The 25,363-nt window shown below is 44.0% G+C and carries 20 protein-coding genes; 8 read left to right on the top strand and 12 right to left on the bottom strand.

Translation table 11 applies throughout. The features are described from left to right. Window positions 1–47 precede the first annotated feature (47 nt). From QUA42_RS09425 to radA, 7 genes are all read right to left on the bottom strand, one after another. A complete protein-coding gene (locus QUA42_RS09425; protein ID WP_333137059.1) occupies window positions 48–5,708 on the bottom strand; it encodes an AAA family ATPase in 5,661 nt (1,886 codons plus the stop codon). 1,251 nt (window positions 5,709–6,959) lie between these two features. Next, on the bottom strand, window positions 6,960–7,364 hold the full coding sequence (locus tag QUA42_RS09420; RefSeq protein WP_333137058.1) for a TIGR02588 family protein: 405 nt from the start codon (window positions 7,362–7,364) through the stop codon (window positions 6,960–6,962). Continuing rightward, window positions 7,361–8,215: a TIGR02587 family membrane protein gene (locus QUA42_RS09415; RefSeq protein ID WP_333137057.1), complete on the bottom strand. Its 855-nt coding sequence runs from the start codon at window positions 8,213–8,215 to the stop codon at window positions 7,361–7,363. The genes QUA42_RS09420 and QUA42_RS09415 overlap by 4 nt, the downstream gene beginning before the upstream one ends. Window positions 8,216–8,599: 384 nt before the next feature. Beyond that, the gene (locus tag QUA42_RS09410; protein WP_333137056.1) at window positions 8,600–8,839 is read right to left on the bottom strand and encodes a DUF2283 domain-containing protein; all 240 of its coding nucleotides are present in this window, start codon (window positions 8,837–8,839) and stop codon (window positions 8,600–8,602) included. 13 nt (window positions 8,840–8,852) lie between these two features. Further along, entirely contained in the window at window positions 8,853–9,104 is a 252-nt protein-coding gene (locus QUA42_RS09405) for a hypothetical protein (RefSeq protein ID WP_333137055.1), read from the bottom strand. A 102-nt stretch (window positions 9,105–9,206) separates the two neighbouring features. Next, window positions 9,207–9,416 (bottom strand): DUF2281 domain-containing protein, encoded by a 210-nt coding sequence (locus QUA42_RS09400; protein ID WP_333137054.1) that lies wholly within the window; start codon window positions 9,414–9,416, stop codon window positions 9,207–9,209. 64 nt (window positions 9,417–9,480) lie between these two features. Next, entirely contained in the window at window positions 9,481–11,037 is a 1,557-nt protein-coding gene (gene radA, locus QUA42_RS09395) for a DNA repair protein RadA (protein ID WP_333137053.1), read from the bottom strand. 163 nt (window positions 11,038–11,200) lie between these two features. On the opposite strand from radA, the gene rpaB reads away from it, so the two are divergent. Together rpaB and QUA42_RS09385 are read left to right on the top strand one after the other, a co-directional pair. Next, on the top strand, window positions 11,201–11,932 hold the full coding sequence (rpaB, locus tag QUA42_RS09390; protein ID WP_071587789.1) for a response regulator transcription factor RpaB: 732 nt from the start codon (window positions 11,201–11,203) through the stop codon (window positions 11,930–11,932). A gap of 90 nt (window positions 11,933–12,022) precedes the next feature. Then, the gene (locus tag QUA42_RS09385; protein ID WP_333137052.1) at window positions 12,023–12,664 is read left to right on the top strand and encodes a cofactor assembly of complex C subunit B; all 642 of its coding nucleotides are present in this window, start codon (window positions 12,023–12,025) and stop codon (window positions 12,662–12,664) included. A gap of 444 nt (window positions 12,665–13,108) precedes the next feature. Here QUA42_RS09385 and hpsJ-A read toward each other — a convergent pair whose 3' ends face one another. The 4 genes from hpsJ-A to rfbB all read right to left on the bottom strand — a co-directional run bounded on the left by hpsJ-A (window position 13,109) and on the right by rfbB (window position 16,980). After that, window positions 13,109–13,789, bottom strand: a complete 681-nt coding sequence (gene hpsJ-A, locus QUA42_RS09380; RefSeq protein ID WP_333059887.1) for an HpsJ-like protein, cyanoexosortase A-associated — start codon at window positions 13,787–13,789, stop codon at window positions 13,109–13,111. A 178-nt stretch (window positions 13,790–13,967) separates the two neighbouring features. Continuing rightward, window positions 13,968–14,636 carry a cyanoexosortase A system-associated protein gene (locus tag QUA42_RS09375; RefSeq protein WP_333137051.1) on the bottom strand — a complete coding sequence of 223 codons (669 nt, stop codon included), beginning with the start codon at window positions 14,634–14,636 and terminating at the stop codon, window positions 13,968–13,970. Further along, window positions 14,636–15,487, bottom strand: a complete 852-nt coding sequence (gene crtA / locus QUA42_RS09370) for a cyanoexosortase A (RefSeq protein ID WP_333137050.1) — start codon at window positions 15,485–15,487, stop codon at window positions 14,636–14,638. The genes QUA42_RS09375 and crtA overlap by 1 nt, the downstream gene beginning before the upstream one ends. Window positions 15,488–15,873: 386 nt before the next feature. Further along, on the bottom strand, window positions 15,874–16,980 hold the full coding sequence (rfbB, locus tag QUA42_RS09365) for a dTDP-glucose 4,6-dehydratase (RefSeq protein ID WP_333137049.1): 1,107 nt from the start codon (window positions 16,978–16,980) through the stop codon (window positions 15,874–15,876). Between the two features lie 357 nt (window positions 16,981–17,337). On the opposite strand from rfbB, the gene QUA42_RS09360 reads away from it, so the two are divergent. The 4 genes from QUA42_RS09360 (at window position 17,338) to QUA42_RS09345 (ending at window position 21,289) form a co-directional block, all read left to right on the top strand. Beyond that, a complete protein-coding gene (locus QUA42_RS09360; protein WP_333137048.1) occupies window positions 17,338–17,883 on the top strand; it encodes a hypothetical protein in 546 nt (181 codons plus the stop codon). A 465-nt stretch (window positions 17,884–18,348) separates the two neighbouring features. Continuing rightward, window positions 18,349–18,954, top strand: a complete 606-nt coding sequence (locus QUA42_RS09355; protein WP_333137047.1) for a DUF1517 domain-containing protein — start codon at window positions 18,349–18,351, stop codon at window positions 18,952–18,954. A 251-nt stretch (window positions 18,955–19,205) separates the two neighbouring features. Further along, complete coding sequence (locus QUA42_RS09350) at window positions 19,206–20,087, top strand: hypothetical protein (RefSeq protein ID WP_333137046.1); 882 nt, start codon at window positions 19,206–19,208, stop codon at window positions 20,085–20,087. A 182-nt stretch (window positions 20,088–20,269) separates the two neighbouring features. After that, the gene (locus QUA42_RS09345) at window positions 20,270–21,289 is read left to right on the top strand and encodes an S-layer homology domain-containing protein (RefSeq protein ID WP_333137045.1); all 1,020 of its coding nucleotides are present in this window, start codon (window positions 20,270–20,272) and stop codon (window positions 21,287–21,289) included. A 95-nt stretch (window positions 21,290–21,384) separates the two neighbouring features. Here QUA42_RS09345 and QUA42_RS09340 read toward each other — a convergent pair whose 3' ends face one another. Next, window positions 21,385–22,965 carry a peptidoglycan-binding protein gene (locus QUA42_RS09340; protein WP_333137044.1) on the bottom strand — a complete coding sequence of 527 codons (1,581 nt, stop codon included), beginning with the start codon at window positions 22,963–22,965 and terminating at the stop codon, window positions 21,385–21,387. Window positions 22,966–23,099: 134 nt separating this feature from the next. Here QUA42_RS09340 and alr point away from each other — a divergent pair, with 134 nt between their 5' ends. After that, window positions 23,100–24,302, top strand: a complete 1,203-nt coding sequence (alr, locus tag QUA42_RS09335) for an alanine racemase (RefSeq protein WP_333137043.1) — start codon at window positions 23,100–23,102, stop codon at window positions 24,300–24,302. A 211-nt stretch (window positions 24,303–24,513) separates the two neighbouring features. Next, complete coding sequence (locus tag QUA42_RS09330) at window positions 24,514–25,362, top strand: mechanosensitive ion channel family protein (RefSeq protein WP_333137042.1); 849 nt, start codon at window positions 24,514–24,516, stop codon at window positions 25,360–25,362. Window position 25,363: the final 1 nt, after the last annotated feature.

Below are 25,363 nucleotides of genomic sequence, written 5' to 3'. Positions count from 1 at the left end.
TGATGGTTGTTTGTTGGCTGGGGGCAATCGTAGCCACTTATTTATATTCATTTCGCTGACTTTATCTGCTTCAAAGGAATCTCAATCACAAATTCCGCCCCCTGTCCTGGTGCTGAAATACAAGTCAGATTTCCTTGATGTTTTTCCACTACAATTTGGTAGCTAATCGCCAACCCCAAACCAGTACCAGAACCCACAGGTTTGGTGGTAAAGAAAGGCTCAAAAACTCTTCGACTTATTTCCTCTGTCATCCCCAATCCATTGTCAATAATTCGGATTTCTACTTTATTCCCGTTTATGAGACTGGTGCGAATGTTAATCAGTCCTTTTGTCTTTGGTTTTGCGGATGGAGCAATGATTGATGACTTTTCTATAGCATAGATCGCATTGCTGAGTATATTCATAAATACTTGGTTCAGGAAACCGGCGTAACATTCTACCCTAGGTAGATTTCCATAGTTTTTAACAATTTCAATACCTATATTTTCAGATGTAGCTTTTAGCTGATTTTGCAACAGTAACAGAGTGCTATCGAGCCCTTCATGGATATCTACTGGTTTCATTACCGACTCATCCAATCGCGAGAAATTCCGCAACGACAAGACAATCTGGCGGATGCGTTCTGCCCCTACCTGCATTGAATCAATCAATCTAGGAAAATCAGAAATTAAGAATTCGATATCGATATTTTCTGCAAGTGTCTGAATCTCATAAGTTGCCTGAGGCAATTCCTGTTGGTAAAGATTCAGCAACCGTAGCAATTCATGGAAATATTCACTAGCGTGGGTAAGATTGCCATAGATAAAGTTAATTGGGTTATTAATTTCGTGAGCTATACCAGCAACCATTTTACCCAAACTTGACATTTTTTCAGTTTGAATTAGCTGAGTCTGTGTCGTTTGCAATTCCTTGAGAGCAAGTTCAATCTGAATTGATTGTTCTCTCAAAAGCGTATTTTTTTCTTGTAACTCCAGCGTTCTGGCTTCGACTTTCTGTTCAAGGGTTTGGTTGTAATCGTCTAATTGCTCGTTGGCTGTTTTCAAGTTTTGAGTTGCGGTTTCCAATTTCCCATAGAGCATCGCATTTTTAAGGGAAATAGCTATCTGTGAAGAAAGTATTTTTAATACTTCTACCCTCTGCGTTGTAAAGGCAGCAGTTGTGATATTATTCTCTAAATATATAATTGCAATGAGCTTGCCTTGATTAAGAATAGGCATAGATAATATTGACTTCGGTTGGTTTTTTATGATGTAAGGATCGTTTATGAATCTTCGTGACAATGCTGCATCATTTAAAACCACATTTTCTTTAGCTATGCCCACATAATTAATTATGGTAATTGGCAGATTATCGCTGTTTTCAACTGGTGATTCTGAAGAAAACACAACCGTATCTCTATCCACAACACCTGTAGCTTTTATCAATAACTTTCCATCTTTTTCTAATATCAAGCAGCCTGTTGTAGCTCCAGCATTTTCCATCACAATTGTAAGTAACTTATCTAGCAACTTATCAAGAACTATTTCTTCAGCCAAGACCAGAGAGGCTTTGTTCACCGTGGACAAATCCAAGATAGCAGAATTTCCTTCAGTTGTAGATAAGGTCGTTTTCCTACCGATATCGATAGCGATGGGTTCGCGCTTCAGCATCTCGGAAAAAACCGCAGGATATCTTGACTCCAAATCTTTAGCTTTAGCTTTTGCTCCCCAATGAACATATCCATAGTAAGCCTGTGTCAGATAGATTTGAGCAAATTTGTCTCTTCCCAGGGAGAAATAAAACTCTGCTGCCAACTCAGAAGCTAGTGCTTCTTCCTGAATATATCCTTGTTCTTTAGCTCCCGTTATAGCTCGGTCATAATCTTCCATTGCTTCTAAAATTTGTCCTGAAACACGAGCTTTTTCTGCCTCCACAAGCTCATATTTATGTTTGAAATTTGATGGAGCAGAATCAGCCCACCGCCGCATTATTTGCTGATTTTCCTCTACAATAACCAGATATTGTTGTTGTTCAGACACTGAAACTTTGGCATAGTCAGAAAGAAGAGCCAGCGAATAATAAAAATTGTGAACAGCAGAAACTACCATACCCATCACACTTGCTGCGTGTTCTGCTCCTAAAATGGCGGTGGCAACGGCACTATTAGATGCTTTAAACATATAAAATAAAATCGTCTTGGCAAGATATGCAATAAACAGCAACATTTTATTCTTAGTTTCAATAAAAACAGGCAGCATTTGTGTTTCATCAAAACTATCGCCCACTAATAGACATTTACTATTGGCTGCATTTTGAAGATTTAAAGTTAGTTGGTGAACCATTTTAATGTAATAAATAGAATAGTCTTGTTTTAGTTTAAGTGCTAAATCAAGATATTGCTTTTGTTGTTGGTCTACAATGTCTAATTGCTCGCCAATTAAAAACGGGGTAAAGCAATAAGTAGTAGCACTATAACCAGCATATTCTATATCTCCTGTTTCCAATCCGCTTTGCGTAGCCTCTTGCAACGATTCTAATGTGTTTTTGAGATGCTCTTTCCAGGGTCTAATTAAACCATTAAATAAATTGTAAATTTTACATTTAAGAAAGTTGGCATCAAACTTATCCAACAAGTTTAAAGCTAGCTGACTTGCATGATACCCTGTATGTATGTCGCCACTCGCACACACAATTACGCCATAAAAAACATAAGCATAAGCGGCTAATGCTGAATGACCGTGTTTCATAGAAAGATTGACCTGAGCCAATACAATCAGTGGCACAATCTCAGGCTTGGTAGTGTAAGCAGGAGAAATAACGCTCATCAGTATGCGTAAGGCTGCTAATTGATACGGATCGGTCATTTCTGGGATGTTTTCTAAATCTGTCAGAGAAGGCAATTCAACAGCAAAACCACTGTCACCCGCTTCATTTGACAAGGAGACACCCAGCATATCCAGCACTTGCAGCCCAGTATCAATGGCTTTTAGCATTTGATTCTGAGCCATATAAAACTGGATTTGTAGCTCGTATACTTTCACTCTTTCGAGCAGAGTGTTCGCTTGTTGCAGAACTACTTCAGCAAGAGTTGCTGACCTTTCGTAGTTGGTATTGAGGTATTCCGCCTCCACCGCTTCTACATAGAGTCCCAGCGTCAGGTCATAGTTACTCTGCCAACTGTTTTCTGCTAAGAGTTCTAACCCTAGTTTTAGTAGCGTGACAGCCGCTTCATAAGCTGTCGCTGCTTTGGCTTTTCGACCAGCTATTAAATTTAATTGAGCCAGCTTGTATTTTTCTTCGGGCTGGGTGATGAATTCTACTCCCACATTGAGCTGGTTAACAATATCAAAAATATTTTCTTCTAAGTCGTATTGATTTGTATTCTGCCACAGTAGTTGACCAATTTTGAGGTGGGTAGCTTTTTGCTGCTCAGAAGGAATCAGAGAATAAGCCGCTTGCTGCACACGGTCATGCAAAAATTTGTAGGATACTTTGTAAGTATTAATTTCTGATTGAGTTCCGTGACCACTCCCCATTACCAATGACTCATTACCATTGAAGAGCAAAGGAAGTTTAGAGGCACTTTCTCCGATGGGTAAAATTAGACCTGCCTGAAGTCCATCCCATAAAGCAGATGCGGTTTGTGATGTAGATTTTTCACTTACTGTTGCCAAAACCTCTAAATTAAATCTGCTGCCAATACAAGCTGCTAACTTTAAAACTTTCTGGGTTTCCGGAGGCAGTTTTTGAATGTTTCTGGCTATGAGTTCGACGACATTAAAATCCGCGATCGCCACACTTTGAATTTGCCCCATATCCCACTGCCATCTGCCCATTTTAAAGTCAAATGTCAGCAGTTTCTCAGTGTAAAGAGATGTGAGCAGTTGAGTAAGAAAAAAGGGATTTCCTTGAGTTTTATTGAAAACTAACTCAGCTAATAACTTACACTTTTCTCTTTCAGTGTTCTTGTTTTTAGCAACCCAACTTTCTCCCTCAATTTCTCCGTGGTATTCTGAAAAACAAGCAATAGAGGGAACTGCTGCTGAGCAGTTGTCACCCAAAGTGTCAGCAACTAATTGATTGACTGTACTAAGTGTCAACGGTTGGAGGACAATATTATTTATTATTGACCCGCATGAATAAATACTATCTAATGTCTGCATTAACGGATGAGTTGGGCTGACTTCGTTATCTCGATAGGCTCCAATCACCAATAAATATTGGCTATCTCTGTCAGTAAGTAGCACATGAATTAATTTCAAAGAAGCTGAATCTGCCCACTGCAAATCATCTAAAAATAAAACTAGCGGATGTGCTTTTTGGGTAAAAATATGAATGAATTGTTTAAAGGCAAGATTGAAACGGTTTTGCGATTCACTTGCCCCTAATTGAGAAACTTCAGGTTGCTCACCAACGATCAACTCCAATTCGGGAATAACGTCAATTATAACTCTAGTATTTAGCCCTAAAGCATTTAAAATATTCTCTCTCCAATATATAATTGTTTCAGAACTTTCTGTTAATAATTGCCGAATGAGTTCTTCAAAAGCTTGAATTAAAGCTGCATAGGGAATATTTCGTTTAAATTGGTCAAATTTGCCTGCAATAAAATAACCCCTTGCTCCGACAATGGGTTTGTGGATTTCATAAACTAAGCAAGATTTACCTATTCCTGAGTAACCGGAAACTAGCATTATCTCGGCTGTTCCAGCACTAACTCTGTCAAAAGCATCCATTAAAGTGGCTACTTGTGTTTCTCGTCCGTACAGTTTTTGTGGTATCAGAAATTGACCTGACTTATCACGCTCACCCGGAATGAAGTTACAATTTTGACCAGTTTCTTCTAATTGATTTAGACATTGTTCTAGATCCGCTTTGAGACCATAAGCACTTTGATATCTATCTTCAGCATTTTTAGCTAATAATTTCATTACAATGTCACAAAGTGATTTGATAATCTCACCATTTTGAATTTTGGATGTGCGATTATCTTTCGTAATTTCTACTCTGCTATTTTGCTCTCTTGCCCATATAATCTCCCAGAGCGGGACAGGCTGTTTAGCAATGTGGCAGTGAACTAATTCCATCGCATCTGTAGCCTTAAAGGGCACTTCACCACCCAGCATTTCATAGAAAGTGATACCTAAAGAGTAGAAGTCGGTGCGATAGTCAATTGAGCGATTCATCCGCCCTGTTTGCTCTGGCGATATATAGGCGAGTGTGCCTTCTAGTAAAGTAGGATGGCTTAGTATTTGGGTTTCTCTAGACAAGCGCGTGGCAATGCTAAAGTCAGTAATTTTTACTTCGAGCGTAGCAGGAGTGATGATAATATTTGTGGGCTTAATATCTTTATGAATAATTTTGTTGTCATGCAACTTACCCAGAGTATCTGCTAACTGAATAGCAATTTCTAAAAACTCTTTTAGTTCAAGTGGGCGACCATTCAAAAAGTTTTTGAGGGATTCTCCTCTTGAATCTTCCAATATAAGTGCTAGACCATTACGATGATTTTCCAATCCATAGGGCTTGACAATACCTTCTAAATTGAGGTGTCTGGATATTTCATATTCATGTCTCAATTGCATGATCTCTTCGAGAGTAGGATAGTCGGCTATCAAGACTTTGATAATCACAGCAGTCTTATCTTCTTTCCTCTCGGCGCGATAAACTACTGTATTTAAACCCTCATTAAGTTTTTCTATAAGTTTATAATTGGCTTTGATATTCATAAGTTTTGTACCTACCTTAAAACTATAGTATGTGATTTGGTGCTAAAGTAAATGTTTGGAGCATTATTGCTAAAACTTTCCTTCTTTCTCTAACATTGAAGCGTGAAAAAAAGTTTTTAGTTAATTACCTTAAAAGAAGTATTAGCTCTGATATAAGATATGACCCTTTATATCTAAATAGGATACCACACCCCGCCCCTAAGTAGATAGAGAGGCAAAAAAATATAAATATTCTGTAGGAGCAGGTTTAGCCCGTAATCATTGCTAGGAAAGATTTTGCCCTTTTAAAACCCGCCCCGCCCACCTTCGTTTATAGCGGTTTCCAACCGTATTAGGTAGAGTAACTACAAGGAGTGAACGAATTTGTGAGATCTTTGAGAGCGATCGAGTCGAATTTGTCCACAAGTGCTGACTATCAGGTGTAATTACTTACGTGCAGCAACCGAACGTAGATATTCTTTAGCTTCGACTGTTCTGCTTTCAAGCGGATTTAAATCTGGATAAAAAAAACAGGTAAATAACTTGCTTCTCATAGGGTTTCAATCAATCAGGCTTCGGGATACCTCAGCATATTTCTCATTAACGTAAGTTTGGAGGCATTTCTGAGAAATCTGGATCGCAGGAGAAATCCCCGTAAGTGAAATACGTTCTAACAACTATCGGGAGCATCTCACTTTTGCAGCCAAGCTAGAAATTGGAGTTTTGAGGTAGGAGGCAGAAGGCAGGAGCCATTAGAAGTGTTTTTACAAATATGAGATGCTCCCCAACAATGGCTCAATTAGTTCTCGTGTCTGCTGGTAAATCATTGGATGAATGCGGAGGTTCAATGAATTGCCCATCCTGGGCTGTTTCATTCTCGGTAGAGGCTGCCCCCCGTGACTGCCCTAATCCCACCAAATACCTAACAAATCGTGGATGGGTCGGGTGGGGTCGGCATTCTTGTCACCACAAGAGTCAAAACAATGATTTCCCTGAGAATGAAATCGCCCTGATTGCCGATCGCACTTAACCCACTTTAACCGTTATTTACTGTTGTGAATGCGACCGTTTTTGACTGTCTGGCAAAAAGAACAGTTAGGACAAAGAGGCATAGTCAGGGATAGATTAGCAACTACTACTGCTAATCTAGCATCATTACTTCTAGGGCACTACCAGAAAAACCTTGTCTTTTTCCTAATCGCTAGAAAATCCAATCAGTGCCATGTGCTATTTTTTACATCACTACTATGTATCATTACTTCTTTAGCACTACTAAGGTAGTTTATAACTGCTGGAGCGCACAATCAACTCACCTTGACGCGGATCGCGGCTGAAGATAAAAGCTCCTTCTTGAGTTTCGCCGCTTGACAAAAAATCAATTTGTTGGTCGCCGGATTCTACAACTTCACCGTTGACGCGCAATTCGGCAATAATTTGCACGGACTCTGCCGTTTCGCCGCCCGTATTAGTTACTGCAAACGGCACGTAAAATTGCCCCGGAGTTTCGCGAATTGGACTGTTGCGAGTGAGAGAAATAACTGGAGGTTCCTGCTTTTTAGTCACCCAGTTGTAGATTACGAGCCCGGTGAGGGTAAAAAGGATCAAGCAGGCGATCGCAAATGTCAGCCATTCAGCAGGAGTTCTTTTTTTTTGCTGTTCGTTATTACTTTCAGTCATACTGCCAACCTCCCCGCCGCGCCACCAATACTCGCCGGTAATCCCAATACTAACGTATAGTTCAACCAAATCGACCACGGGTCGTCAAAACTGAGTTTGTGGAAGAAAAACATCATAAACGCAGAAGCCGCCAGCGACACTAAATACGCCATGACAGTTTCGCTGAGGGGACGCTGAAAAATCCCTTGCTGTTGCTGCCGTTTTGCTTGATAAGTAAAGCCTGCTACAAATACAATACCGTAGGAAATTAGCAGCGAGGCGGCGATAATTGCTAATTGCCAAGGCGGCGAAATACCTGCCGCTAGCATGGGAATTTCGTCAGTTGGGGCAATGTTGAAAGCAATGATCATCGCGCCGATTAAAGTAGCGCCGATATCTGCTAAAGTTGGATTGATGGTAGGTTCCTTTTCGCTGTCTGAGCTTTGATAGCGATCGCCGCTCAAGAAACCGCTTGCTAGAGCAACTCCCAAGGCAAACGGCAGGCCTTCAAATATGATTTTCCCCAAAGTTTCTTGCAGCGGAGTCTCCGGCGTAATTTCCCTGAGCAAAAACAGGACAAAAGTCGCGCAGACAATGCCGATCGCGATCGCTTCTACGGTATCGATTGCAGCATCTAGCCAGCGGATGTCCTTAGTTTTGCGAAAACCTTCAGTGCGAGTCAGCAAGAAAACGACGATAAAAGTAGTTGCGATCGCGATCGACATTTCCGCTGGTTTAGTATGCGAACCGATCCACCACACCTCCATCGTATAAAGCAGGGGAATCCCGAACAAAAAGCCACCAGATGCGCCTCGAATGATGTCGTTGAGTTCATTTGACCACTGATTTTTGCGTCTTTTTGATTTGTTCATGTTTCGTGAAAACGCACCTCAAAAATTTGGCAAGTAAATATTTTTTTAAACCTGCTTAAATAGAATACCATATTTGTTGTGTTCTTTCTCTAACTTGCGTCCAGTCGCTAGCGGTTAAAATTCCCAAGCGACGATTGACCAAACGCTTTTCTATTGTGTTCACCTTATGCAGCCGAACCACTGACGAACGCAACAAACCTTCCTGCTCCTATTCTACAATCTCAACATCAAAAACAGTCCTAGTTGTTTGACTTGTCACTCGTGCAACAACAATATCTTCATCTCCTGTATCCAAAAGTACCAACACAGGACGGATTTTTGAGGTTGTTACATCGACAAAAGGTAGTGCCAGTAAGAGAACTTCTCCTGATTTTATTGAGGCAGTTATAGTGCGACTTTAATCTCAGGATACTCTCCCAAGGCTTCGTTGACAACAATCAGTTTTCCTTGACTATCTGCCCCTGCTTGTTGACGGGCATTGACTAATTCAATTCCATAAATAGTACCGTCGGGGGAAATGTCCACATTCATTCGATCGCTAACCTGGATAGTTTTTACCTGTGCGGTTTTTTCTTGCAGGTATATATAAGCTACGTTGTATCTCGGATCGTAAGTCACTTTCACCGGAACCTCCTGCTCAAAAAAAATTAACAATTACAGCGCTCATCATCCAGTCTTCGTCTTCCTTAGCTGCGATCGCCTCTACTTTCTTCATAGCATAAACTTTTCTCTGCCACTCAGCATTGAAGGAAAAGTTACGCCTAAATCTGGTTCGGCTCAATTGAGCCGGAAAAGTTGTGCCACTTTCTACAGTAGCAATTAATTCGGCCTCAGTTGCACCTCGCTCAATCAATCGTGCTTGAGCATGGGGAGGTAATCTAACGCTCACGTTGCGATCAGCTCCTTTTTGCCTCTTTATTTTTAAACTAACTTAATTCACCACACCCGAATATAAGCATCCAAATAAAGCCCTGAGTGTCCAACAACAACCTCATTCCATGTACTCATTAAACTCTTCTAGCGGTTCGTCAAAATCATCGGACATCCAAACCATTCCTTTAGCACTTCCTGCTTGTCGATTGCGTTTAGCTTGTTTGGGAATTACTACCAATTTTACAACAGGCCGGTTATCTTGAGTAATCGCAATTTCTCCACCTCTTATTGTCGCCTCGATTAATTCCAAAAGTTTTTTTTGCTTCAAAAATGTCTACTTGATACATAATTAGTGGCTCCTTAATATCAATTTGAAGCATCACTTTTTTAACTCAATTCAACAAATCATCTTCCTCCAAATCAACAGAATGTAATTCCATATCACCAGACTGCAACTGAGCCGGAGTAGCAGGAATCGCTGCAATTATTGCATCAATTACCCTCGCCACCGGAATAATCTCCATCCCTAACTCTGGTACGGGTTGATTTTTAGGAATAATCGCCCTTTTGAAACCCAATTTTGCCGCCTCCCTCAGCCGCAACTCTAATTGCGACACCGGCCGCACCTGTCCCCCCAAACCCACTTCCCCAAGCAAAACTGTGCGTGCATCGATTACCCGATCGCGAAAACTGGCCACAACGGCGATCGCAACTGACAAATCCGCCGCCGGTTCATCCACTTTCAACCCGCCCACCGTCGCCAAAATCACATCTAATTTAGATAAAGGAATCCCCACTCTTTTCTCCAAAACAGCTAAAATTTGCTGCAATCTAGCATTGTCCACACCAGTAGTAGTGCGGCGCGGCGAACCGAAACTTGCAGGGCTGACTAACGCCTGAATTTCTACTAAAATCGGTCGAGTTCCTTCGCAAGTAACAGTCGTCGAAGTACCGGGAGAAAATTCATCTCTATTCCCTAAAAACAACTCAGACGGATTATCTACTTCTCGCAAACCGTTGGCTACCATTTCAAAAACACCCATTTCGTGAGTCGCGCCAAAACGGTTTTTCATCGCTCGCAAAAGTCGGTGAGAAGCAAAGCGATCGCCCTCAAAATAAAGTACAGTATCTACCAAATGTTCCAAAACCCTCGGCCCGGCCAAAGCTCCATCTTTCGTAACGTGACCGACAATAAATAAAGTAATATTTTCCCTTTTCGCAACCTGCATCAAAGCAGACGTACATTCCCGCACCTGAGCCACCGAACCCGGAGCCGATGTTAAACTAGCAAAATAAATAGTTTGGATGCTGTCAATCACCGCTACATTCGGTTTCAGCGCTTCCAACTCCCGCAAAACAACTTCTAAATCCGTCTCTGGAAGCAAATAGAAATTCTCCGCTGAATTGTCCTCCGAATCCTTTTTAGCTTCCCCGTTACTGCCAGATTTATGCCCGCCGTTGCTTGACAATTCAACGGGATTAGCCACGCCCAAACGCTGCGATCGCAACTTCACCTGCTGGCCGGACTCCTCCGCACTGACATACAGTATCCGATCCTTGCGGGCCAACATATTCGCCACCTGCAGCAGCAGTGTCGATTTCCCGATTCCCGGTTCCCCCCCAATCAACACCAGCGAGCCCGGAACAATCCCGCCTCCCAAAACTCGATCGAGCTCTCCGTACCCAGAAGGCCAGCGAGACTGAGTTTGGTCGGAAATCTGCGATAATCTGAAAGATACCCTCGGTTGACCCTTCGACTTATCAGGGGGCGAACCGCCCACTGTCTTAGTTGTCACCCCAGTTAAACCAGCCCGCGACACACCAGCAGTAGGTTGTTCTACCTGCTCGTCAAAAGAATCCCACTTCTGACAGCTAGGACACCTGCCAAAATATTGTGGTGAATCATACCCGCATTCCCGACAAATATATTGTATTCGAGGCTTAGGCATTGTTTACTATGATAAATAGTCACCCTAACATTTAGAAAAGTCTGAGTTAAAGCAATTATCACGCTTTCAGACCGACCGCAACACATGATTCAATCTGTGTCTTAATGATAGGGTACAAAAAATTAACATTATCTGAAATGTAACTTAAGGAGTGCTCGGTAACTTGGAAAACCATAAAGAAAAAATTCTGGTAGTCGATGACGAAGCCAGTATCCGCCGCATTCTGGAGACTCGCCTTTCCATGATTGGCTACGATGTCGTCACCGCTGCTGACGGCGAAGAAGCTCTCGAAACATTTCGCAACACCGAACCCGATTTAGTGGTTTTGGACGTGATGATGCCGAAGCTAGACGGTTACGGCGTCTGTCAGGAGTTGCGTAAAGAGTCAGACGTACCCATCATCATGCTAACCGCTTTGGGAGACGTAGCCGATCGCATCACCGGTTTAGAATTGGGCGCCGACGATTACGTCGTCAAACCTTTCTCTCCCAAAGAACTCGAAGCCCGCATCCGTTCGGTACTGCGGAGGGTTGACAAAAACGGAGCATCGGGGATTCCCAGCTCCGGAGTCATCCACGTCACCAATATTAGGATTGACACCAACAAGCGCCAAGTTTACAAAGGCGACGAACGAATTCGGCTCACGGGCATGGAATTTAGCCTGTTAGAACTGCTTGTCAGCCGTTCTGGAGAGCCTTTTTCGCGATCGGAAATTTTGCAGGAAGTCTGGGGATACACGCCAGAACGCCACGTAGACACCCGCGTAGTGGACGTTCACATCTCGCGGCTTAGGGCAAAGTTGGAAGACGACCCCAGCAATCCCGAATTAATTCTCACCGCCCGCGGCACCGGCTATCTCTTCCAGCGAATTGTCGAAATTGGAGAAGTAGGATAAAGTCAGTTGGCAATTGGCAGTTGGCAGTTGGCATGAGTTAAATTACCAACTACCAATTACCAATGACTAATGACTAATGACTAATGACTAATGACTAAATCTGATCCTAATAAAGTTTTGCGGCAATTGCCCTTAGTTGCAGGAGCATTAGCAGGTACGCTGCTAATGGTAAACCGCTTGCTGACAGAGCAAATTACAGATTCTCAAGCTCGATCGGACGCTTTGGGAGTAATTATCAGCGCTCTGCTGATTTTAACAGGTTTGCTGTGGCAGCAGGTGCAAGCGCGATCGCCCGATTCGGTAAAACTTATCGGCGAAGAAGGTTTTGAATTTGCACCGGATTTGCCGGAGGCGGTGAAAATAGAATTAGCCTGGGCGTCGCGTTTGCTGTTGACAAATACCGCCACAAGGTCGATCGTAATTGTGTATCAGGGAAAAGTCCTATTGCGGCGCGGTATTTTAGGCATCAATCCCGAAGTCAAGCCGGGGCCGATTTTGCAGCGAGTGCTCGACAAAAATAAACCAGTTTATTTAGTAAATCTCAATATTTATCCCGGGCGAATTGAATTTGACTATTTGCCAGAAAATACTCAAGGAGTTATCTGTCAACCTATCGGCAGCCAAGGCGTTTTAATCTTAGGTGCTAACGCGCCCCGCAGCTACACAAAGCAAGATGAAAACTGGGTTGAAGGCATTGCCGACAAACTAGAAAATACCATCAATCGATTTTAGATTTTAGATTGTGGATTGTCGATTGTGGATTGTCGATTGCCGATTGTGGATTGTGGATTGTGGATTGTCGATTGTCGATTGTCGACTGTGGATTTGAGACTTGAGATTGTGGAGTGTGGATTGTGGATTATGGATTTGAGATTTGAGATTGTGGATTTCACAATGCCAGCCCTGTCAAGGTGCGATCCTCTTCGAGGGCTGCGCTAACGACCGATTTGCCTCATTCTCGGTGTTGGCTATCGGCAATAAACAAGATTTATTACCGATATCTTTTGAAAAGAAGAAGAGCCAGCGCTCCTCCAACGAAATTTCAAGGGTTTGAGGGTCTTCTTAACCACCAAGACGCGGGCTGCGTGTACAGGGCGCACCTTAGTCCTCAACAAGAATCTCCGGGTGCGCTAGGCGCACCTTACTAGCTCACAAATCGCAAATCAAAACTCAAAACTACTCGCGAGCCCAGTCAGTACCGCGCCACAGCGTAAAAAACAAAACACTAGAAATCAGTGCGCCCAGCAGCCACTTAACAGCATTTTTAAATAACCCCACACGCTGACTTTGCTGAACCGCAGCACTTTGCGTCTGTAACCGTTCCTTAGCCGGAGTAATTCTCGAAAGAATTTGCTCTTTCAATTGCTGTGGGTTTTGCGTATCCGCTTGTACCCCCAAACGAGTAAGTTCCCCCGCCAAATTCCTTAAATCTTCAGGGCTACCCTTATTGAGCCGTTCTTCCACCTGCTGCAACTGAGCTAATTGTTGGTTTGCTTGAGTAGTAATTTGCTGGTTATTTTGGTTGTTGACGTAGATAGTGCCAAAAATTCCCAAAGGCAGCATCAACAGAAAAACCAAACCTAGCAGCAGACAAACCCAAGACAAAACCTTCAAAAAAACGTCTTCCAAACCTCTGCGGTCGTACCCTTCGCCAAAAAATATCAGCGCCATTGCCAGTAGTGGAACGGGCACCCGTTCCACTACAGCCCCAATTGTTTGCAATTCCCAGAGGCGATTGCCAAAATTTGCTGGTATAAGAACTGCAATCGTATCTAATACAGACAAAATTAATAGACCGTAGCCAATCCAACGCAGTCTGTAGATAGAAAAACCTTGTTCGCCTTGTAAGTCATTCATAAAATAATCAGAGTTGTTGTTAAGAAAAATCTCTCTTGACGCCGCCCAAGAACGGATACAAGTCCCCGACAACAGTCGTGGAGAGTCAAAAATTTTAGACTCTTTTTCCAGCTTCCAGATTCACCTGTGGAGTAAATATAAAAGCTAAAAGCTAAAAGCTAAAATCGACTGAATCGAGTCAAGGCTCGGGGAATCGCGGCTGCCACCACTCATACCAAGAAACCCAAGCATTCTCTAGAATTTTTTTGGCATCTTCTGGAGTTGTTTTATCCAAAGGCACAGACATCTGAGTCCACAAACAGCGCCGGTCTTGAATATTTCCCCTACCCAACAACCAAAAAAGAATACGGTTGGGCTGCCAATCGCGAGTATTTCGATTATATCTAAACTGTTGGGAAGTTACTGTAGGACTGCCATGAGGATTGATACACGAACTCAAATACAGTCGATTTTGCTGTTGCACAATTCCGTGAAACCCCGCGCCTTGAGTGTTTACTAATGCTAGTTTACCAGGATACGACTTGAGAATAGTATGTCCCCTCATCATACCTTCCACATCCCCAATGGTGTTTACCGCATAGCGCATCTCTATGTCTAGAGCCATGCTATTTTTTTGATATTCATATTTCCTGGCAGCTTTGAATTCTGAATTTTCCTTAATTTCCAGAAGCGCGCTGTTGTTTAGTTTCCACTCGGCTAGAGGCACCGACTCGGGAAACTCAAACGGGGTTGCCACATTCTTGCCATCCGATGGATAGAAAACCAATTTTCCGGCAACCAACAAAACGCCTCCCAAAGTAACAGCCAACAGGGAAATCCTAAGTGGTTTCCAAGAGATAATAGCCATTAGCAATTCTGTCCTTCCTGATTTGGGGGTTGGTCTTTCAAAATTGCAAACCAGCAGAATAAACCGAAAATAAATACAGCAATCATAGAAAATATTACCGAACCATTTCCTTCGTGCCAGTATTTAAATGCTTCTGGTTGAGATAGCGATACCAGCACTGCCAGGAGACCAACTCGCGCGGCATTCACTACAAATGCAGTAATTATTGCCACGAATGGCAATACCATTTTCTGACCCGTAGTGGTGGGAAACATCAGTAAGAAAACCAGAGCTAGTCCTAACAATTGTAGCATCGCATTCACCCCGGAACAGCCGTGATTCACTTCCACGCTGCCCTTTTCCAGGATTAGAAAAACCCCTTTTTGCACCACTTCAAATCCTAGATAGTGGAGGAGGAAAGCTGAAAATTTAGCTGTTATTTTGGGGACATCAACCAATACTCCGATCAATCCTGGAGGAATAGCTGTATACGCAAGAATTAGAAGTTCCTGCCAATATTGTTTCAGTCCTTTTGTGCCCGAAGCCAGCAATGCGAGACTAATTGCAGACAAAAAAGGCGTTGCTCTGATAAAAAAGTCGTATCCAGATATCGACGAGCTTTTGAGCAATATTAAAGCAATTAACGATGTCCCAAAGAAGCTGGCGAAAACTCCGCTTTCAAAAGTTAAGGATTCGTGCCTTTCCCAAATGAGAAATGCTACGACTCCCCAAAACAGTAACATTGTACCGAACAGGTCTGTGTCGTTTGTTCTGGAAGTTAGAGTTAGGTGTAGGGCAATCAAACCGGAGGCGATGCCTAACAGCCAGTATTTAGGTTCTTGGATGTGCTTGAGCCAGTTTATTTCGGTCATTGCTGCTTTTTGTTTTTCCTAAAAGCTTCTAAAATGCTTAAGCTTGTAACTCTATTAAAATTATCAGCTACAAACACTTAAATTTATGCGTTTGGAATGATTTTTCACTAAATCTTCACAAAGATTGACAATGGCGAATGTGTGTGATATTCACCTGCACCTAATTAAATCTGAAGTTAGGAGCAAAGACCACAGAAAACAGGTTTTTTAACTCATATCGATCGCACTCAACTAAACATTTTCCTTTCTCTAACCCGGTTTCTGCGCCGGGAGTTTAAATGTAAAGCTTGAACGCAAGACATAAACCTTTCTGGACGCACTCTTGAGCGGGAAAACCAGTTTTTTACTGGTTCTGGTTTTTGGTAGCCCGTGCGTCCAGGAGTAGATTAGTTAGAGTAGACTTTCCGGTAGTAAGTTTGATATTCCTCCGAAAGCAGGGGCTCCCACCAATCCCGATGGGCTAAGTACCATTCTACAGTCTGCCGCAAACCTTCTTCAACCGTTACTGAGGGAGTCCAACCTAACTCTGTTTTAATTTTGGTGGCATCAATAGCATAACGCCGATCGTGTCCGGCTCTGTCTTTGACAAATGTGATCAATTGTTCGCAAGGACGGGCGGGTAAATCCTCAGCTAATTCGTCCATTAGCTGACACAGCATTTTTACTAAATCGAGATTTTTGACCTCGTTGTTGCCGCCAACATTGTAGGTTTCCCCAGGCTGACCACGGTGAATCACAGCATCTAAAGCGCGGCAGTGGTCGAGAACGTAAAGCCAATCTCGCACGTTTTGACCGTCGCCGTATACTGGCAGCGGTTTGCCCAATAGCATATTGATGCACATTAATGGAATGAGCTTTTCAGGGAAGTGATAGGGGCCGTAATTGTTGGAACAGTTGGTGATAATTGTCGGGACGCCGTAGGTGTGGAAATAGGCGCGGGCGAGGTGGTCGCTGCCAGCTTTGGAGGCTGAGTAGGGACTGTTGGGCGAGTAGGCAGTTGTTTCTGTGAAGGCTGGGTCATCGGGGCCGAGACTGCCGTAAACTTCGTCGGTAGAAACGTGGAGGAAGCGCATTTGTGCTTTGAGAGATGCCTCATCAATTGCTTCAAAATGCTTGCGGAAGGCTTCTAAAAGTGTGAAGGTTCCGACAACGTTTGTTTGAACAAAGGCGGCAGGCCCGATAATTGACCTGTCAACGTGGGATTCTGCGGCAAAGTGGGCGACTGTGGTGATGTTTTCTTCTTTGAGCAAGGTATCGACTAGGGTACGATCGCAAATATCCCCCTGCACAAACCGAAAATTTTCCCCTCCTTCCAAAGTTGCCAGGGTTTGTCGGTTTCCGGCGTAGGTTAAAGCGTCGAGTACGACTACTCGATCGCCCGGATAGCTGCTGCACCAGTGATGCACAAAATTCGAGCCGATAAATCCAGCCCCGCCCGTCACCAACAATCGGCGAGGGAATCGCTCAATGCCTTGATTCGCGTTGTCTGTCATAAAAATAAGAGTTATTCCAATAACTAAGCCTTTACAAAAGTAGCCTTAAAAGTAGTTTGTCACCAACTGTTTGCCAGTCTGTAACTAAATTTTCTACTGTCTCACCTCAGATTTTCTAATTTGGGCGCGATCGAAGTATTGGTTCACAAAACTTGAACTTCTACCGAGCAGTTAGCCCAAACGCTTACAGAGCAAGCATTGCAAATTTTTAAGCTGGCAAATTTAAATTTGAATTGCGTGAGGCTATAGTTGATATTTGCGATCGATCCTCGATATGGGCGGCGCGCAGAGTTGATACATTTGTAAAGAGCTGTTACCATTAATTTTTTAATTATCCTTTACAATCTCCAGAGCACCATGAAGAAGTTTCAAGTGTTAGCTGGCATTGCTTCCGTCGTCGCGATCGCAAGCAGCATCGCCATAGGTGACGCTGCATCTGCTTTCCCCTGTTCCTACAGCAAATCTGGGGCGGCTAAATCTGGTTCTGCGACAACGATCCTAGGTTCCGGCGGCTCAGAGCGAATCAATCCGTGGAAATCTTACAAAACAGCAGCTCTCGGTTTCCTCGGTTTGGCGGGAGTTTTGGGTGGCGGAGCGGCCTACATGAGCTACCGTGCCGGCAAGCGCGCTTCTGCTGCTTGCGCTGCGATGACCGATAATTTTGAAGTTTTTGAAGAGTCGAGCGATCCGATCGCAGATGCAGGTGTTTCTGGACAGATGGAAGTTCCGGCGTTGCTCGATTTGGCGCCGACGGGTGCTGTAGCTGAGTCAGCAGATGCGGTTGCAGCCGTTCGCGAACACCCAGAAGCTCCTGGCGGTGAGCTGGATTTGCCGGTTTCGCCAGTTGCCGAGTTGAGTTCTGAAATTGCGATCGAACAAGTCCAAAGCGCGATCGTCAAATAGTTATCTCAAACCAAAGTATTCGCTTAGCGCACCTCCTATCTTCCAAGATAGGAGGTTTTTTGAGTGGAAATTATCTACCCTACAATTTCTTGTCATTGCGATCGCCAAGCACTGCAAACAATAGACAGATGAATTGATAGCACACAATATTATATTCCGGCTAAGCAAACGAGCGCTGAATTAATATTAATTAAAAAAACTCTGGCTACCATCATCAATCTCATACTAATTATTAAAAGTCGCCGCTCTCCGTCAGGACAAGGCTGTGCCGTTTCCCTACTGTATTTGAACTGTATTTGATCCGATTGAAAAGTGCTATAAAATTAGATGAGTCCAAGCAAAACAGTACCTGCCGAGGCGATCGCTAAAAATACTCTTCAGATCAATCTGAGGGTAGACGGCAAGAGTTCAAATCCCCTGCTATGGTGGGAAATATAGCCCTACAGATGACAACTATAGGTTATTATGAATGCTTGGCGCGATCGATTCAATCAATTTACAGGTAAAACTCGACTGGCAGTTTGCCGGGTGTTCGTTCACTTAACAGGCGAAGAAGTTGCACCGCTGTTAGGAGTTCTCAACCGCACCGCCAGACAAGCAATTGATGGCGATGGCGACATAGCAGTTTTAGGAGAAGGTCTTGTAGAAATTTGCAATCACCTGTTGCAGTACGACAACTACTGGCAAGCAGCCGCCAATGAAGGCGATATTTTTTGGAATGAAGGCCAAGCCGGCGATTATGTGGATGAACTTTTCACTGATTCAGCCGAGCGCTATCTCAGCGAGCCTCAATACAGTACATCGGTTTACGATAAAAATTCCCCCTTGTCTTTGCCGGTAACTAGAAATATCGTAGTGATGCTGACAGTTGCGTATGAAGGCGAAGTTCCTGCTCTAGAAACTGACCTCGCTGACATCAGCACGCTGAAAGTCGGTTTAAAAGCCCTGATTAATTTACATTACCAAGAAAGGCTCCGAGCTGTGCAAGTTCACTTTTCTCCCGCACAGTTGGGAGACGAACTTACCAACGACCAAGTGTTGGTCAATTTCCCCGAACTTATTCCCATTTAAGGAAGGAAGAACTAAGAGGGAGAAATTACCAATTAGCAATTACTATTTACCAATTAATACAGCACATTCCCTGTATATGTAGTACACATAATTTTCTAGTAAGTAAGGTGCGTTGCTAGCAACAATCTGCAAGTTTTATCCAATATCTCGCAGCGACGCGCCCTACAACAGATTAACACCACACAATATAGCTACCACTGTACTTGTTCAAGATGGAATAGGCTGTATTTACTCATTACCAATTAGTATTTATGATGCTGCGAAAACTGACAATTTATTTAATGGCTTTAACTTTTTTGTGGACGGCAACCGGCTGCGGTTCACCTCGGACACAAACTTATACAAATCCTGCTGGCAATCCAAATATTAACACAGTGCGTCCTGCACCAAATAATAACTTGAGAGAAGGTCAATATCCTGTACAGCAAGCTACCTACGACGATGCGGGTGGCGAATACAGTTTAATGTTGCTGAATACTCCCCCCGGCAGTCCCCCAGTTTACCGCACTACGGATTTGCAAATGGCTCGCTTAACGGATGAAGAAATATCGGCAGGCAAGAAAAGTTATCTAAGTCTGGATAACAATCAAGCGGTTTTGCATTTGACAGAAGATTTTAAAATTGAGTACGTTCACAACGTGACTGAAACTGTCAATAACCCTCAAACCGGTCAGCCCCAAACCGTAGTAGTGAGACAGCAATCAGGCTTCTGGGCACCGTTTGCTGGGGCTATAGCCGGTCAGGCGATCGGCAGTTTGTTATTTAGACCGCAATATTATATGCCGCCAGTGTATCAGCCGGGGATTATGACAGGATATGGCGGCTATGGCAATACTTACGGCCAAGCTGTTCAGCAGTATCAAACTCGGTATCGAACTCCGCCTCCGGCTGTGAGAAACCGTCAAGTTTTAAGGACGACCGGCCGCTTGCGATCGCCCACATATAACCAGCCAGTAAGACCCTCAGCACGGCCAAATGGAAATCGATCGACCGGTTCGGGTTACGGTGGCAGCACTTTGAGGCGATCGCCGCAGCAACGTCAAAATCAATACAAGCGGCAGCCGAGTTTTGGTAGTGGCAGGAATTCTCGTCCACCGAGTCGCACTCGCTCTTTCGGGAATAGAAGGCGCTGAGTTGAAGATGGCAAAAATCAGCAACTGACATCGGTAAAAGTTGATTTTATATATTCTCCCGATGTCACGCAGCTGCAGGTAGAGAGAATGAAAACTTTGGAATAATTGATTTAGTTTTCTCTGTTTCCCCCAGACCCAAAAAATATGTGATTTAATTTCTACATTGGTATGTAGGTGACAATATGTCTTCTTCACAACCCCCGTCAGGGGAAAGAAATCCTCTAGGATTGGATGAATTGATTGCGATCTTGGTTGCCTTTGGCACGATGGGAGCAATTTTATTTTGGGTAACAGGTAAAAATCCCGATCGATTGAATGCCAGAAATTGGCAATTTCCAGCCGTTTTTTCTCAACCTGCTGTTACGCCCGCGAGTCCGGGAATATTAACACCCGAATCGCCAAGTTCCGATTTGCGATCGCCGGCTAAAACGCTCCTTCCCTCAGAACCGGATGTCGCACCCGTGGCACCTTTAGGGCCGGTTTTACCGCAAACTCCTCCGGTGGGTGTAATCGTTGTTCCTCCCAAGCCAATTGCGAGCTCGACTCCTGCTCCAGCAATTACCAAACCGAAAGCCGATAAACCCAAAGTTGGGCCCGTTAGATTCTCCGATGTTCCAGACAAATATTGGGCGCGTCCGTTCATTTTAGCCTTAGTCGATCGGAAAATTTTTGCTGAGCCCACCGACAGCAAATTTCGTCCCGAGGAATCGATGACGCGAGCCGAACTAGCGCGCTTAATTCAACGAATGTCCGACGACAAAGAGCCGATCCGAAAACCAATTGATTTTAAAGACGTAAAAGACAAGAGTCCTGTAGCTCCTGCGATCGACCACACGGTCAAAACTGGATATCTTAAAGGATACCCAAACAATGAGTTCCGTCCCGAAAAACAGATTCCGCGTGTCGAAGTAATCGCCGCTTTAGCGAGCGGTTTGAGCCTGAAACCATCAACAAGAGCAACCAAAACTTTACAACTTTATACAGACAGGGCAAAAGTGCCGAAATGGGCAGTTAACAAAGTAGCATCAGCCACAGAAGCTGGCATTGTTGTCAACCACCCGAAGCGCGCACTTTTGCAGCCTAATAGAACAGCAACTCGCGCTGAAGTAGCAGCCATGGTTTACCAAGCTATGGCCAAAAAAGGCAAAGTACCTGCTAAGTCTTCAGAGTATGTTGTGAAGCCTTTAAAGTTGCCCAAATAATATTTTAGGGGCGTTGCTCCTAGCCCGCCCCACAATAAAATTTAATCGTTATTGTTTGTAGTCAGGACTGAAGCCTTCACTACGAAGCAGCTAAATTAATCTTGAAACACCATAATACTGCCCGAATAGCAAGCTACCCAAACCTGATTAGTTTCCGGATCGTAAGTAATCCCGATCGGACTTGAATTAACCTTCACTGTTTGCAGCACTTTCATATCGCTCGTCCTAACCTTGCTAACAGTATTCGAGAAATAGTTGACCACATAAAGCAGTTGTCCCTGATCGGAAATTGTCATGCTGCGAGGTGCTTTTCCTGTAGAAACTTTGTCTACCACTTTACCCGTTTTTAGGTCAATTTTTGCCACATTTCCTTCACCATTTAAAGTGGCATAAAGATACTTTCCATTGGGGTCGATCGTCAAATGACGTGGCGCATTGCCAATATTCTTCAGCCATTCTACCGAAAAGTCGATGAGATTCACTTTCGCAATATCGGAAGAACCCATGATGGCAACATAGGCATTTTTTGAGTCGGGAGTAACAACAATACCCCGAGGATATGCACCCAGTTTCACTCGCTCGATTTCGAGATTTTTATTGATATCAACCACGCTCAAATCCCAACTGCACCAATTGCTAGCGAGCGCGAAGCGATTGTCAGGCGAAACAGCATTGAATTTCGGAACTGCACCTACAGGAATTACCTTTTCTATTGTCAAAGTTTGGGTATTTATGCGGTACAGAAAACTTTGGTCGTGTTTTGCCGCTGGAGAACACCTGTCCGTTCCCGGATTTCTAAACCCGGAACCGTACATTTTGTAGTTGGAGACGTAGGCATATTTTCCATCGGTTGAAAAAGCAGCTTCTACGGGAGAGCCTTTATAATTGCCTTTGAATTTAGAAAAGCCGAACTTCGACAAGTTTACTGTATCGGGAATAGTCTTGACTAATTTAAAGTTCCTGTCGTAAACTGTGATTGTGTGGCGGTACATCATGTTTTGAGCAAAAAACAAACCCGCTCCCGAATAAACTATTGATTTTGGCGATATGTTACCGTAAATTGTTTTTTTTAACGTCATTTTTCCTTGAGTATTATCGGGAGGATTTACGAGCTTTGTGGGTGGCAACTCACTTTCTTGATCCTCGGAATTTTCAGTTTTAAAGGGCGGCAAAGAGGGTTCTTGAAATAGAGGTTCTTGGGTCTGAGTTTGAGTTTGATCTTCGAGTTCGTTTGTGTTTTCTGTGGCGCTAGGAGATGGCGAAGATCGATCGACAGTGGGCGCGATTTTTTCCCCAGCTTCAATACTCGCCTCTTCCGGCTTACCTTTCAGTGCTGACAAGGTTTTAGGGCCAACAATTCCGTCAACTTTCAGGTTGTTCTCTGCTTGAAACTTTTTGACAGCAGCCTGGGTGAGAGAACCGTAAAATCCTGTAGCCTTACCGCGAAAATAGCCTGCGTTTTGTAGAGTTTTCTGGAGTTCGGCTACTTCCGGGCCTGAATCACCTTTTTTGATGGCGAGTGCGGGATTGACTAAATTGAAAATTGTGAGAGCGATCGTAAAGAAAAGTAAAGCAGAAGAGGCTAAATTCAGGTGCCTTTTTGAGTGGGTCGATCGAGTTTGACCCGCAGCCGTTTCCCAAGTTTCAGCTAAATGTAGGTAGGCCAGTCCGTCCATAGTTTTTACCGGGTATTTTTGGTGCTATGATACACCAGTTAACTTTGATGAAAGAGAGAATCTTATTATAATCAAACTTAGGGTAAAATCTCCAAGCAGTTTTTAATGATGTAAGCAAGTAGGAGCGATCGACAATGTGGAGTGGGGAACAAACAACCGCAGAATCAACGACAAAAGAATCCCGCCAGACGTTGCTGTGGGACGATAACGGGGGACTTTGCCAGCGGGCTTGGGTAGAAATCGATTTAGCAGCTTTAACTCACAATGTAAAACAGCTTAAAAAGCTCTTATCTCCCCACACAGAACTGATGGCAGTTGTGAAAGCGGATGCTTACGGTCACGGTGCTGTTGCAGTCAGTCAAACAGCATTGCAAGCAGGTGCTAGTTGGCTGGGAGTGGCGACAATTCCCGAAGGAATAGAATTGCGAGAAGCTGGAATAGAAGCGCCGATTTTGCTGTTGGGGGCAACCCATACAGCCCAACAGGTAAAGGCGATCGCCCATTGGCACTTGCAGCCCACTATTTGTACTGCCAAACAAGCCCTAATTTTTTCGGAAGTTCTCGCCGATCTGAACCAATCTTTGCCGGTTCACGCTAAGTTAGATACCGGAATGTCTCGCTTGGGAACGCCCTGGCAAGAAGCTACAGAATTTGTGCAATTAGTCAAGCGGTTGCCCAATTTAAAATTAGCCAGTATTTACTCTCACTTGGCGACAGCAGACAGTCCTGACCCCGCAGTTATGAGAGAGCAGCACCAGCGGTTTCAACAGGCGATCGAGCAAATTAAAATAGCAGGAATTAACCCCCCTCGCCTCCACTTGGCAAACTCTGCTGCTGCCCTCGCTGACCCGGCTTTGCACTACGATTTAGTGCGAGTTGGTTTAGCTACCTACGGTCTTTATCCAGCACCTCACTTGCAGTCGAGATCCAATTTGAAGCCCGCAATGCAGGTAAAAGCTAGGGTAACGCAGGTGAAAACAATTGAACCAGGAACTGGCGTCAGTTACGGCTATCAATTTATAGCTCAGCGCCAGACACAGATTGCCGTAATTGGTATCGGCTATGCAGATGGCATTCCGCGCAATCTTTCTAATAAAATGCAGGTTTTAGTCCGGGGTCAGTTCGTGCGGCAAGTGGGCGCGGTAACGATGGATCAATTAATGCTGGATGTAACTGATATTCCCAATTTAGAAGTCGGCGAAGTGGTGACGCTGTTGGGCAAAGATGGGGAATATAAAATTACTGCCGACGATTGGGCCACGACTTTAGGAACTATTTCGTGGGAAATTCTCTGCGGTTTTAAACACCGATTGCCCCGCGTAGCAGTACACTATTAGCAGTAGTCCGGCAGGGGTTTAAAGCCGTGCCTCATAGCAAAAGTCAGTTTAAACCGACTCAAGAGTTTGAAGGATAAAATTATCGACTTTAGTCCTATTTTAGAGGACTTTCGCTAGGAGACAGGGGTTTTTAACGCCCGTCGGACTCTCGTAATAAGCGATAAGACTGAGACTGCAATTCTCAATTTCAAATTCCAAATTCCAAATTGATATGACAGTTATTCCGACGTTTTTACCAATAGCCCAAACATTCTATTCTCAGCTAAATGCAGAAAGAACACAAGCCTTGGAAGTAGCCCAAGAATTCTCGAAAAAATTCGTAGAATTGGGGTTTAAAATTGTACCTCAACTGCTGTGGGCGATCGGCATTTTGTTAATTACGCGATTTGCGATCGGCTTTGCGGGCCGCGTGACTCGCCGAGCACTGAGTCGCACCGAAGCCACGCTGCGGAAATTCTTAGTTCAAGCTGCTGAAATTACGATTTTGGTAGTGGGAGTAGTCGCCGCTTTGAGTCAGTTGGGAATTCAAACTACCAGTGTGGTTGCAGTGGTGGGTGCCGCGGGTTTGGCCATTGGTTTGGCGTGGCAAAATACTTTGTCGCACTTTGCTGCTGGGGTAATGTTGATTAGTTTGCGCCCCTTTGAAGTCGGAGATGGGATCGAAGCTGGGGATGTTAAGGGAGTGGTGGACAGTATCGGGATTTTTTCAACAACCGTGGTGACAGATGATCGGATAAAAATTATTGTCCCGAACAATCAGTTGTTTAACGGTACATTGAAAAATACAACGGCAATGGGAACGAGGCGAGTAGACTTGAAGATTGATATTGGCGATCGGCCGATCCGTCCGACAGTCGCTGAGTTATTAGAAATTGCCCACTCTCACCCGCTGGTGTTGGAGAATCCGCCCCCGACTTGTTTGGTGGCCGAGATTACTCCAGATACAACTATTTTATCTCTCCGGCCTTGGTGCGCGTCGGTGGCCTACGAACAAGTGCGATCGCAAGTTCAACAATACGTCAAAGAGGCAATGGATGCCGACAACAATCAAGAACAATAGC

Origin of the sequence: Microcoleus sp. Pol11C2 (assembly GCF_036701505.1) — a bacterium.
Taxonomy (GTDB): domain Bacteria; phylum Cyanobacteriota; class Cyanobacteriia; order Cyanobacteriales; family Microcoleaceae; genus Microcoleus.
The sequence above is the reverse complement of the archived record's forward strand: the minus strand, read 5'-3'. Positions and strand labels throughout refer to the sequence as shown.

Coding starts and splice junctions, on each gene's coding strand:
- QUA42_RS09360 (WP_333137048.1), top strand. CDS start 17,338: ATGAAGAAGTTTCAAGTGTTAGCTGGCATTGCTTCCGTCGTCGCGATC.
- QUA42_RS09425 (WP_333137059.1), bottom strand. CDS start 5,708: ATGAATATCAAAGCCAATTATAAACTTATAGAAAAACTTAATGAGGGT.
- QUA42_RS09340 (WP_333137044.1), bottom strand. CDS start 22,965: ATGGACGGACTGGCCTACCTACATTTAGCTGAAACTTGGGAAACGGCT.
- crtA (WP_333137050.1), bottom strand. CDS start 15,487: ATGACCGAAATAAACTGGCTCAAGCACATCCAAGAACCTAAATACTGG.
- QUA42_RS09385 (WP_333137052.1), top strand. CDS start 12,023: ATGACTAAATCTGATCCTAATAAAGTTTTGCGGCAATTGCCCTTAGTT.
- radA (WP_333137053.1), bottom strand. CDS start 11,037: ATGCCTAAGCCTCGAATACAATATATTTGTCGGGAATGCGGGTATGAT.
- QUA42_RS09330 (WP_333137042.1), top strand. CDS start 24,514: ATGACAGTTATTCCGACGTTTTTACCAATAGCCCAAACATTCTATTCT.
- QUA42_RS09350 (WP_333137046.1), top strand. CDS start 19,206: ATGATGCTGCGAAAACTGACAATTTATTTAATGGCTTTAACTTTTTTG.
- QUA42_RS09415 (WP_333137057.1), bottom strand. CDS start 8,215: ATGAACAAATCAAAAAGACGCAAAAATCAGTGGTCAAATGAACTCAAC.
- rfbB (WP_333137049.1), bottom strand. CDS start 16,980: ATGACAGACAACGCGAATCAAGGCATTGAGCGATTCCCTCGCCGATTG.
- QUA42_RS09345 (WP_333137045.1), top strand. CDS start 20,270: ATGTCTTCTTCACAACCCCCGTCAGGGGAAAGAAATCCTCTAGGATTG.
- QUA42_RS09355 (WP_333137047.1), top strand. CDS start 18,349: ATGAATGCTTGGCGCGATCGATTCAATCAATTTACAGGTAAAACTCGA.
- alr (WP_333137043.1), top strand. CDS start 23,100: ATGTGGAGTGGGGAACAAACAACCGCAGAATCAACGACAAAAGAATCC.
- hpsJ-A (WP_333059887.1), bottom strand. CDS start 13,789: ATGAATGACTTACAAGGCGAACAAGGTTTTTCTATCTACAGACTGCGT.
- QUA42_RS09420 (WP_333137058.1), bottom strand. CDS start 7,364: ATGACTGAAAGTAATAACGAACAGCAAAAAAAAAGAACTCCTGCTGAA.
- QUA42_RS09375 (WP_333137051.1), bottom strand. CDS start 14,636: ATGGCTATTATCTCTTGGAAACCACTTAGGATTTCCCTGTTGGCTGTT.